This is a genomic window from uncultured Gimesia sp., from assembly GCF_937910335.1.
GTDB lineage: Bacteria > Planctomycetota > Planctomycetia > Planctomycetales > Planctomycetaceae > Gimesia.
Map to the genome: position 1 here is coordinate 1 of NZ_CALEMX010000199.1, position 10,582 is coordinate 10,582.

At 43.9% G+C, this 10,582-nt stretch carries 8 protein-coding genes; 3 read left to right on the forward strand and 5 right to left on the reverse strand.

Annotation, left to right across the window (positions count from 1 at the left end; translation table 11 throughout):
- The 3 genes from Q0668_RS07420 to Q0668_RS07430 all read right to left on the reverse strand — a co-directional run.
- Window positions 1-1,226: anthranilate synthase component I family protein (locus Q0668_RS07420; RefSeq protein WP_298862159.1), on the reverse strand; the 1,226-nt coding region annotated here is incomplete at its 3' end.
- A gap of 164 nt (window positions 1,227-1,390) precedes the next feature.
- Entirely contained in the window at window positions 1,391-2,803 is a 1,413-nt protein-coding gene (locus Q0668_RS07425) for a DUF6513 domain-containing protein (protein WP_298862162.1), read from the reverse strand.
- Between the two features lie 39 nt (window positions 2,804-2,842).
- Window positions 2,843-3,187 (reverse strand): 4a-hydroxytetrahydrobiopterin dehydratase, encoded by a 345-nt coding sequence (locus tag Q0668_RS07430; RefSeq protein WP_298862164.1) that lies wholly within the window; start codon window positions 3,185-3,187, stop codon window positions 2,843-2,845.
- Window positions 3,188-3,514: 327 nt separating this feature from the next.
- On the opposite strand from Q0668_RS07430, the gene Q0668_RS07435 reads away from it, so the two are divergent.
- From Q0668_RS07435 to Q0668_RS07445, 3 genes are all read left to right on the forward strand, one after another.
- Window positions 3,515-6,421, forward strand: coding sequence for a PSD1 and planctomycete cytochrome C domain-containing protein (locus Q0668_RS07435; protein WP_298862166.1), 2,907 nt, complete (start codon window positions 3,515-3,517; stop codon window positions 6,419-6,421).
- Window positions 6,422-6,463: 42 nt separating this feature from the next.
- Entirely contained in the window at window positions 6,464-7,927 is a 1,464-nt protein-coding gene (locus Q0668_RS07440) for a DUF1501 domain-containing protein (RefSeq protein ID WP_298862168.1), read from the forward strand.
- A 209-nt stretch (window positions 7,928-8,136) separates the two neighbouring features.
- On the forward strand, window positions 8,137-8,865 hold the full coding sequence (locus Q0668_RS07445) for a Swt1 family HEPN domain-containing protein (protein WP_298862171.1): 729 nt from the start codon (window positions 8,137-8,139) through the stop codon (window positions 8,863-8,865).
- Between the two features lie 8 nt (window positions 8,866-8,873).
- Here the strand turns inward: Q0668_RS07445 and Q0668_RS07450 are convergent, their stop codons facing one another.
- Both Q0668_RS07450 and Q0668_RS07455 read right to left on the reverse strand, forming a co-directional pair.
- A complete protein-coding gene (locus Q0668_RS07450; RefSeq protein ID WP_298862174.1) occupies window positions 8,874-9,236 on the reverse strand; it encodes a cupin domain-containing protein in 363 nt (120 codons plus the stop codon).
- Window positions 9,237-9,339: 103 nt separating this feature from the next.
- Window positions 9,340-10,582 (reverse strand): TIGR00300 family protein (locus tag Q0668_RS07455; protein ID WP_298862177.1); only part of this gene is annotated, 1,243 nt, incomplete at its 5' end.

Here is a 10,582-nt window from a genome sequence, read left to right on the forward strand (position 1 = left end):
TCTAATTCTGATATTATTTCCAGTGATCTCACTTTGGGGGCACCTGTGATGGAACCTCCGGGGAATGCTGCGGCCAATAAATCCCATACGGTATGATTATGTTTGAGTTGTCCTCTGACTTCTGAGACCAGGTGTTGTACAGTTTCATAAGTTTCGACATCGCATAGATGAGGTACACGAATTGACCCGGCTTGACAGACGCGAGAAAGATCATTGCGTAACAAATCTACGATCATCACATTTTCTGCCTGATCCTTGCTGCTTTCACGCAATTCGTCACGTGTTAACAGATCTGCTTCCGGAACATATTTCCTGCGACGCGTGCCCTTAATCGGTCGAGTTTCTACTTCATTTTCAGAAACAGAGAGAAATCGTTCCGGGGAAGAACTGACAACGGCCCAGTCATCCCATCCAAAATAGCCAGCAAAAGGAGCAGCATTTTTTGATCTTAATTTAAGATAGAGTTCAGCCGGGTGTCCTGTACAGCGGCTTAACAAGCGTTGTGAAAAATTAGCCTGAAAGATATCTCCCGCGTGGATATACTCGACGATTCGTTCGACGTGATTGAGGAATTCCGTCTTGCTGAAATTGCTGAGAATCTCTTCGTTTCCGTCTAGTGGAAAAGCCGGAGATAGTTCATCGAGTTGTAGATTGTTATTCAGTGAAGTTACGCTTTGCTCTAAAGCCGTCAATCTGTTCTGTTTCTTGAAATTAATTAATTCAATGCGTGTTTTAATAGACTGCAAGCGTTGGTTGGCCAGATTAAGATTCTGTGATTCCAGATTTTGATCAAAACCTTGAACGATAAGCCATGCACGCTGTTGGCTATGATCCCAGGCAATGACCCAATCATAAAATCCGACCGCTAAATCAGGGAGTTGGAATTCATCATGCCTGGCCCTCTCGAATTTTTCCCAGCACCGCCCTAGTTCGTAAGAGAGTAGCCCTGCAAATCCTCCTTGAAAGGGGGGAAGATCCGGAATGGATTCCACAAAATGGCGTGCATGTACATGCCGAAATGATTCAAAAGGGTCATCTGAAAACTGAACTTTTTGGATTTGAACGCGAGTCAGTGGGTTGCACATCAAATAAGAAAATCGACCCACTGATGTTGATTTGCGGGCACTTTCCAATATCAACAGGCTGTCATCGGAAGCAAATTCAAGAAAGAGTTGTTCAATCTCCGGGCAAGGTAAGAGTTCTTCCACTAAGGGAAGCTGGTTCAATAAATACTTCCCTCTTTGTTGGGGTAGATGAGAGATATCCTGAGATAAGTTGCCAGACATTAATTGATCGATTTTTACAAAAGAAGCACGAAACTAGCAAATGAGATCGAGTTACAAAAGATGCTCCAGATTAGTATATCAAGAGACACTCGCTTAAGGAAACATTAGCGAGGTCCACATTGTGGATCTTCTCCCTGAAGCCGTCTTCGTTCCTGAGCACTGACTTCTGCTTGTGACAGGAAGCCCCAGTTTAAAGGCTGATCTTGCTGGTAGTGCTTTCCCAACGTCAAAGCTGTCATTGCTTTACACATTTCATATCCCAGGTAAAAGGCATGAGAGGGATCCAATCCTTTCGGGTTGGCTGCCTCAAATTGATCAAATAACTCAAATGGATCAGTACCTTTCCAGTAACCGTCGCGATTTATGACATGTAATTCATCCTGTTCAGCGAAGATGCGATAATTGGGATCACGGATTTGTTGTGCCAGATGATTTAAGGCACCCTGCCCCATCTCATTGAGACGGGCATCTCTTAGCATGACCAGTTGATAATGAATATGTTTTGGTAGAGTTTTGTTGTCGATCGAAAATTTCACAAGACGCCTGGCATAGTCAAATTCGCGGATCGCACTCTGTGCCCAGTTAATGACTTCGGTTGCCAGAATACTATGAATATTTAATTCCTGACATAGAGCAGCCAGAACGAAATTGATTCCTGCAGTGTCCACTTCTGTCAATTCGGTAAGATTCCCGATACCCATCATGATTTCAAATTCAGGGAATTCTTTACGTGTCCGATAGTAACGCTCTAATGAGGCAGTGAAACCAAATCCAATTGGTTCGAGGATGGGGTCGATTCGAAATGGCGTATCAGAGCGAACGAGTTGATCAACGATGGCACGCAGGGAATCAAAATCACTGGGTAGATCCGGGATCGCGACCACTTCAACGCCCAGCTTTGAAACCCAGTCAATGTTAGTGTGATTACAACTAAGTATGAGTTCCGCCCCGCTGTTAACAGCGGCTTCTACTTCCTTTTGTTCAAAGCTATCGATAGAAACCCGGTGCCCCGCGTCGACCAACATCCGTACGACATCCCCTGCTCCGCTCCAGCTTTCACCGGGAACGCAACCAACGTCAATCAGGTTTGCACCGTTTTGCCGGTAATGATCTGCTTGTCGAATGATCTCTGCATTAGACAATAATGGAGCGTGATTAATTTCTGCCAGAATTTCGATATCATATTGCGATAGATCTTTTGGTGGCCTCCCTGCCTGACCAAAATATTCCGGAAGGTCAAAATGGTCTTTTGGTCCTCTTTTAAAAGGAAGTCCAAAGTGATCTGTGAGAATCTGAAGATCGCCTTTACATAAACCGGGAAGCATGACCCAGTCGAATCCATCAGGAACTTTCAGTCTGCGTTTGACCAGTGGAACATGCATCAAAGCGGCAACTTGAACATTTAAGACGGTAATCTCATATGTAAAATTAACCTGCGGAGCTAGCTTTTCCAGAATTTCCCTTAATGAATATTCTGCGAGTTTACCAGTAATAAACAGGATTCGTTCCTGTTTCATAGTCGATCTTTCCTGAAGTTTTGAACAATGCCGTTGCTATTAGTGAATCCAGTTTTTAGGGAATCCATCAAGGGGTGATTGCTCCGTGGGTAACCAGATTGCTGTTTCTTCAATTTTTTGGGCCAACTCAGTGTCTTTGGTTGTAATTGCTTTCACTCGATGCGTCTGTAATTTTACCGTCACTGCGGCATATCCCACGTTGAGGTCCGGATGATGCCAACCTGCTTCTGCCAGATAGCCGATCGTATTGACTAGCATCAAAGTATGTGACCAACCGGGCGTCGAAAACTTTCTTCTCAACCAACCTTCACGTAATTCCCATTTCGGAAAACTGTTTAGAAAATCCTGTATCTGTTCTTCTGATAAAATCTGATCTTCTGTCATGGTCACCTCGATATTTCTGAATTAAATTACCAGACTAAAAATTGAAAGTCGGGAAGAATTAAGTCGATAGCAGGTAGAGAGCAACTGTAATCGATTTCGGGAAGTAATTAAATGATGGTCACTTCTCTAATTTCATAACCTTGTTAAGAATGGCGGTGTTTTTTTAAAATCGCTAACCCGCTTGATCATAAGGATTAAGTACAAATTGACTACCCCTTGCTTGCATTGTCGAGTAGAATGACATGATGCGGGTTTGTCGAAGTGAATCTTCAGACCTGATCCCTCCTGCTTTTCCCTCCACGGTTTCGTTGAGAAAGAACTGAATATATGAAACGGCTTCAGATTCTATTTCAGCCATCAGGAAATTCACGATTGATTTCAGGTGTTATCAGTTTGTCAATTCTGATGCTTTTGGCTTGTACCATGCCTGCGTTGGTTCAGGCTGCCAAAGAAAAGAAAATTCCATCTGAGCAGATTGAATTTTTTGAAAAAGAGATCCGTCCGGTTCTGGTCAAACGGTGTTACGCTTGTCACGGTCCCAAGAAACAGGAGGCAAGTTTACGCCTGGATTCACATGCCTGGATGATGAAAGGCAGTGATAGTGGTGTAGCCGTCATTCCAGGAGACCCTCTCAAAAGCAGAATGATACAGGTTATTCAATATGATGATGATGATAGCCAGATGCCTCCCGAAGGAAAAATGCCACCCAAAGAAATTGCAGCACTCACCCGTTGGGTTAAAATGGGAACACCCTGGCCCATTTCTAAGAATGATCCGACAGTCATTCCAGGAAGCGGATCTTATGATTACGCAACGTTGTCAAAAAGTCACTGGGCATTTCGGCCGGTGGTGAATCCGAAATTACCTAAAATCAAAAATCAACAACGAATCTCTTCACCTTTAGACTACTTTGTGATTTCACGTTTAGAAGAGAAAGAACTGTCGCTTTCGCCCCCTGTAGATCGAAGAAAGTTTATCCGAAGGGCTTCTGTTGATTTAACTGGATTACCTCCCTCTTATGAGGATGTAGAAACTTTTGCGAATGATCCGTCTCCCAATGCGTATGAAAAACTGATTGATCGGCTTTTGGCTTCTCCAGACTATGGAGAACGATGGGGGAGACATTGGTTGGATGTTGCGCGTTATGCAGATACCAAAGGCTATGTATTTACCTCGGAACGCCGCTATCCTTACTCTTATACATACCGTGATTATGTGATTCGTGCATTCAATGAAGATTTGCCTTATGACAGGTTTATTCAGGAACAATTAGCAGCAGATCAGCTAGATCGAAAAGGCGATGATCGTTCCTTGGCTGCGCTTGGATTTATGACAGTAGGTCGACGCTATCGCGGAAATATCCACGATATTACAGATGATCGAATCGATCTTGTTTCGCGCGGGTTATTGGGATTGACTGCATCCTGTGCGCGCTGCCACGACCATAAGTTTGATCCTGTTCCGAGCAAAGATTATTATTCGTTATACAGCGTATTCGTGAGCAGTTATGAACCTGCAGAAAAAGATTTACCTCTGATCGGAAAACCAAAATCGGAAAAAGCTTATAAGGAGTATCAGGTAGAAAGGTCAAAACGTCAGAAAATAATCGATGATTATCAGCACGACGAAGGTCAGAAATTCAGAGCCAATGCACGTTTAACAGTGGCAGAAGTTTTACAGGCTATTGCTTTTAAACATAAGCTGACGGGAATAGATGAAAAGCCCCAATATACAAAAGAGGCTCCCCATCGGCGGTATGTTGATCTATGGCAGGCTTTCCTGACAAACAAAGCGAAATTATATCCCGCTGTTTTTTCCCCCTGGATGGCGTTGACTCCCATTAAAAAAGGGGAATTTTCGACAAAGTCAGTTGAGATCATTCAAAAGTTAGTGGAGCAAGAAGCGAAAACACCATCTGGAACCAGATATAACCATTTAATCGTGCATGCTTTGAAAAATCATCATCCTCAATCGATTTATGATGTGTGTCGAATTTATGGCAATGTTTTTAAAGAAGTTGAATTGCAATGGATAAAGACGCTTGAGGATGCAAAAAAAAACAAGATCAAATTACCTGAAAAGCTGAATGATCAGAATGCGGAAGAGCTGCGTCAAATATTGTATCATCCAGAATCTCCTACTGTCGTCAGTGATGAGGTCGTGCAGTCGATGTTCAATCGGGCACAAAGAAACAAGATACGTCAACTACAAAAGAACATTGAGACCTTGGATGTAACATCGCCTGGTTCACCTCCGCGTGCGATGGTACTTTTGGACAAGGAAAAATCAGTGACATCGCATGTCCATTTGCGAGGGAATCCTGGTCGGCGGGGTGAAATAGCCCCACGTCAATTTTTCAGAATACTGGCTGGAGAAGATCGAAAACCATTTCAGAAAGGAAGTGGGAGACTGGAGCTGGCTCAATCGATTTCTTCCCGTGAGAATCCTTTAACCGCACGTGTCTTTGTCAATCGAGTCTGGATGCATCATTTTGGTGAAGGGTTAGTCAGAACCCCCAGTGATTTTGGTGTGAGAAGCGCCCTGCCAACTCACCCTGAACTACTAGATTATCTGGCCTATCAATTTATGAACGAGGGTTGGTCCGTAAAAGCATTACATAAATCGATTATGTTATCCGCTACTTATCGACAGTCTTTTCAGAAAAGCTCAAAGGCAGTGATGATTGATTCGGATAACCGTCTGCTTTGGAAACACGCTCCTCAGCGAATGGGCTTTGAAGCGATGCGAGATTCGTTGCTGTTTGTCTCCGGTCAGCTTTCTAAAGAACGGGGAGGCAAAAGTTATTTGATTGATAAAATTCCTACAGACCCAAGACGTACTGTATATAGTTTCGTGGATCGGAATAATTTACCAAACGTATTTCGCACGTTTGATTTTGCCAACGTGGAGTCCAGTACTGCAAAGAGACCTTTTACTACGGTTCCTCAGCAGGCATTGTTTGCCATGAATAGTCCCTTGCTCATTGAGCAATCAGGATTACTGGTAAAAGATTTGAATCTGGAAAAAATGGCAAAAGAGAAGAGTGTTGATGCCGCAATTGTTGCTCTTTACCAGCGTGTCTTGGCGCGAAAACCAACTGCTGACGAAATCGATTTGGGCAAGAATTTCCTGATTCATCATCGGGATCAAGTAAAGTCTCCCGCTCGCATGAGCGGATGGGAAAAGTATGCTCAAGTGCTTTGTACTTCCAATGAATTCATGTTTGTTGATTAATTTTCTGATTGAAAACTTAAATAATTTGAGGAGCCTGCTCTGATGGCAGATGCAAATCGACATGTCAATTGTGAGCCGATAATCACACGGCGGCAGATGCTTCAACGCTGCGGTACCGGATTGGGGTCGATGGGACTGGCTTCCTTAATGGCTTCAGAGGGGTTACTAGAGCAGACATCTGGGGCTACGTCAGCACGCGGCGAATCACCGATGGCTCCAAAAGAGTCTCACTTCCCTCCCAAGGCGAAGCATGTCATTCATATCTTTTTGAATGGTGGTGCTTCACAGGTCGATACCTTTGATCCCAAGCCAGCTCTGGCAAAATATGCCGGGAAAATGTTGCCTACACAAAATCTACGCACAGAACGAAAAACCGGGGCCTCGCTCCCCTCTCCTTTTAAATTTAAAAAGTATGGAGAGAGTGGATTGGAAGTAAGCGAACTATTTTCTGAATTGGGAGAATGTGTCGACGATATTGCCTTTGTGAGGTCAATGTACACAAATGTGCCTAATCACGAGCCTTCTTTGATGATGATGAATTGTGGTGATCTGATCCAGCCACGCCCCAGTATGGGAGCCTGGGTTACTTATGGATTGGGCACCGAAAATCAGAATCTTCCCGGTTTCGTAGTCATGTGTCCGGGGGGGTACCCGATTACTGAATCTGCCAACTGGCGATCCGCATTTTTGCCTGGTGCTTACCAGGGAACCCACCTCGACACAAAACACACTCAGATCGAAAAACTGATTTCCAACATCAAAAATAAAAAACTTTCATTGCCCGAACAGCGTCACCAGCTTGATTTATTACAGGCATTAAATCGCAAGCACCAGTCTGTTCGCTCCGATGAATCAGCATTGGAATCCAGGATTCAATCATTTGAACTGGCCTACCGGATGCAGATGCAGGCCTCTGATGTATTTGATATTACTCAGGAGCCAAAACACATTCACGAAATGTATGGCTCGGGAGTTCACGCACGGCAATTAATGATTGCGCGCAGATTAGTAGAGCGTGGTGTTCGCTATGTGCAACTCTGGCATGGAGCGGGTCAGCCTTGGGATAATCATGACGAGATCGAAAAAGGGCATCGACATTTAGCGAAACAATGCTCTCAGCCGATTGCAGCGTTGTTAAAGGATCTCAAACAGAGAGGGCTACTGGAGGATACCATTGTAATGTGTGGGGGGGAATTTGGAAGAACTCCTGTAGTGGAGCTACCAACTCCTGGAGCGAACGCTGGTAAAATGAATGGCCGAGATCATAACAATCATGGTTTTACGGTCTGGTTGGCAGGAGGCGGAGTGAAAGGTGGCCAGGCTTACGGAGCCACCGATGAGTTTGGTTTCGCAGCAGTCGAAAATAAAGTTCATGTACATGATCTTCAGGCTACATTACTCAATCTACTTGGATTTGACCATGAAAGATTAACGTACCGATTTGCAGGTCGAGATTTTCGGCTGACTGATGTCCATGGAAAAGTGGTTGAAGATCTGATCGCCTGAACTAGGGTTAATCATTATGTTTGGCCATTTAAACGTCTTTTTCGGACTTCTTAACGATAAAATCCCCATCTTTGTGTAATTATTTAAGTAGAGATACTTGACCTTGTCTCTAAAATAGGGAATTATTGTTCAGGTGCATCAGTCTCTTGTAAAAGGATTATCATTCTCGAGGCTGAGTTTGGTATTGAGTGTGTTTTAAGGGGGGACCTGTGGCCGGGGATAACGAGCGCATTAAACTGACTCTTGAATTGCTTGGGTGTGGACTCTGCCCCTTCATTGAGCAGGAAATGAAAGCCGTATATCAGGACTCCTGGATTGATCGTGCTAAAGAGAGTTTTCGAAATTCACCGATCACATCACAACCTGCAGGTGAAGCCATACGCTGGGATGCTCATTCAACCCTGTTAATTTTGTGGGACCATTGGAACAGTGTCTTTCGCAATCGATTGACTCCATTGGAAAGGAGCTTTGTCGGCGAACTAAGAGAATATCGAAACCGCTGGGCACATCAAAGTGAGATCAATACAGCAGATACTCTTAGAATTCTGGATACCGCATCCCGACTGCTTTTAGCAGTGGAAGCAACCGAAGAAGCCAGGCAACTACAGGACGAACGAGAGAAATTATTGAGTCAGATATTGCAACAACAGGGGAAAAATATCTATGACTCGAGTGACCATCAACGTGACCGCTTACGAGATGCAACCATATTTTTCGTTTGTGCTATTGTCACGGTTGTCGTGATCATTAATTCGTATGGTACGGGGGCACCTGCGATCTTTTTTGCTGGATTCGTCGCGAGTGTTTTTGCATTTCTTGCTTACCAGCGCTGGGTGACACCAGATCGTCCGACCTATGGTGCGCATGAGTGCACGAATTGTGGGAAGGTCATCTATGGGGAAGCATGTCCGTATTGCAATGAAAATAATATTCAATGATTTGATACTCAATCAAACCATTCATCTTCCGGATCAAATTTCGGAAAGACAATATTAATGATTTTCATGGTTCCAATAGCCCGGTGTCTGACTCCTGGAGGAATCACAATTGACATACCTGCATGTACTGAAATCACTTCATCATCCAATTGCATCCGGGCATCCTTTTCACATTCAAGGAAATAATATGTTTCCGTGAGTTTGCGATGATAATGCAGTTCTGCTGTTTCGGATATTTCAGTGACGTGTAATGTGCCAGGAAATTCACTGACATCAGCAAACGCGCGCCTTGCAGTCCCACAAGGACAAGACGTCCCTTCAATTTGCGAAAAATCAACAAGATGATATTTTTTTTGTGCGGATTCCTGCATCAATTCATTCCTGATGGGATACATGGTCGAATTCGAGAGCAACAGTCTGATTTCAATCTTCCAGTAATTCACAGTATAACGATTTGTGAATCAAAGAAAACCATCATCCTAATAAGTCGATGTCATCCAGTAGGACTCTGAGAAATGGTTCTACATCGGTGACTAATCCGACACTCTGAGAGGTTCCACGATCTGCCAGTTTTGTCACCGTTGCCGGATTGATATCAACGCAAACTACTTTGACACTGGCCGGTAATAAGTTCCCGACGGCGATGGAGTGAAGTGTTGTGGCAATCATCAAACAGAATGACACACCTTTTACAAGTTCACGCATTTGTCGTTGTGCTTCTATGGAATCTGTGACGACATCTGGCAAAGGTCCATCATCCCGAATACTACCAGCTAATAGAAATGGGACTTGGTTTTTCACACATTCATACATGATTCCGGATTTCAAAATACCCTGGTCCACCGCATTCTGGATGCTGCCCAAGCGCCGGATACGATTAATCGAACGTAAGTGGTGCTCGTGGCCTTCTTCACTGGAGCCACCATGTTTCATCGAAATACCCAGGCTGGTACCGTAAAAAGATTCTTCAATGTCATGTGTAGCAAGCGCATTGCCAGCGAAGAGGAGATTAACGTATCCTTCTCTGATCAGTTTACTGAAGTGATCTCTGCTGCCGGTATGGACAACTGCAGGACCTGCAACAACGAGGATTTTTCCATCTCCTTCTCGGGCGCGTTTCATTTCAGATGCAATTTCTCTGACAGTAACACCCTTGGGTTTTTCACTCGAAACAGTGCTATTCATGAAAGAGAATCCAGATATTTCCGTTGTGCTTCGCTCGGCAGGTAGCACTCGGGTTCCCTGGTGACCGATTATCACCAAGTCATCCTTTTGAACATCAGACATTGGCAAGCAATATGCTTTTTTTTGGTCAGGGCTGACAATGATGCCGCAGTCCATTTCCTGTAAGTCAACAGGTATCCAGTTTTCTGCAATTCGAATTTCAGTTTTCTGGTTTGTACTGCAATAAAAACCTTCCGGGAAAGCTCCATTCATATCAGCCGGCTTTAAAATACAATCATATTGATGAATGGAAACTGCACCATGTTGGGCTATTTGAGTTAAAATGCTTTGGAGAGTCTCTGAATCTTTTGCTGATACGTTGATTCGGGCATGGCTGCTATCAGATCGTAATTGACCTACCGAAATCTCATTGATAGAAAAATCTCCTCCCAAAACTGTAATTTCATCAAGAATCTTAGGTAGTAGTAAGCTATCAATAATGTGTCCCTGTAATTCGACTTCTTCACTAAAAAGAGGCTCTTTGGCAGGTAGA

Coding starts and splice junctions, on each gene's coding strand:
- Q0668_RS07425 (WP_298862162.1), bottom strand. CDS start 2,803: ATGAAACAGGAACGAATCCTGTTTATTACTGGTAAACTCGCAGAATAT.
- Q0668_RS07430 (WP_298862164.1), bottom strand. CDS start 3,187: ATGACAGAAGATCAGATTTTATCAGAAGAACAGATACAGGATTTTCTA.
- Q0668_RS07435 (WP_298862166.1), top strand. CDS start 3,515: ATGAAACGGCTTCAGATTCTATTTCAGCCATCAGGAAATTCACGATTG.
- Q0668_RS07440 (WP_298862168.1), top strand. CDS start 6,464: ATGGCAGATGCAAATCGACATGTCAATTGTGAGCCGATAATCACACGG.
- Q0668_RS07450 (WP_298862174.1), bottom strand. CDS start 9,236: ATGCAGGAATCCGCACAAAAAAAATATCATCTTGTTGATTTTTCGCAA.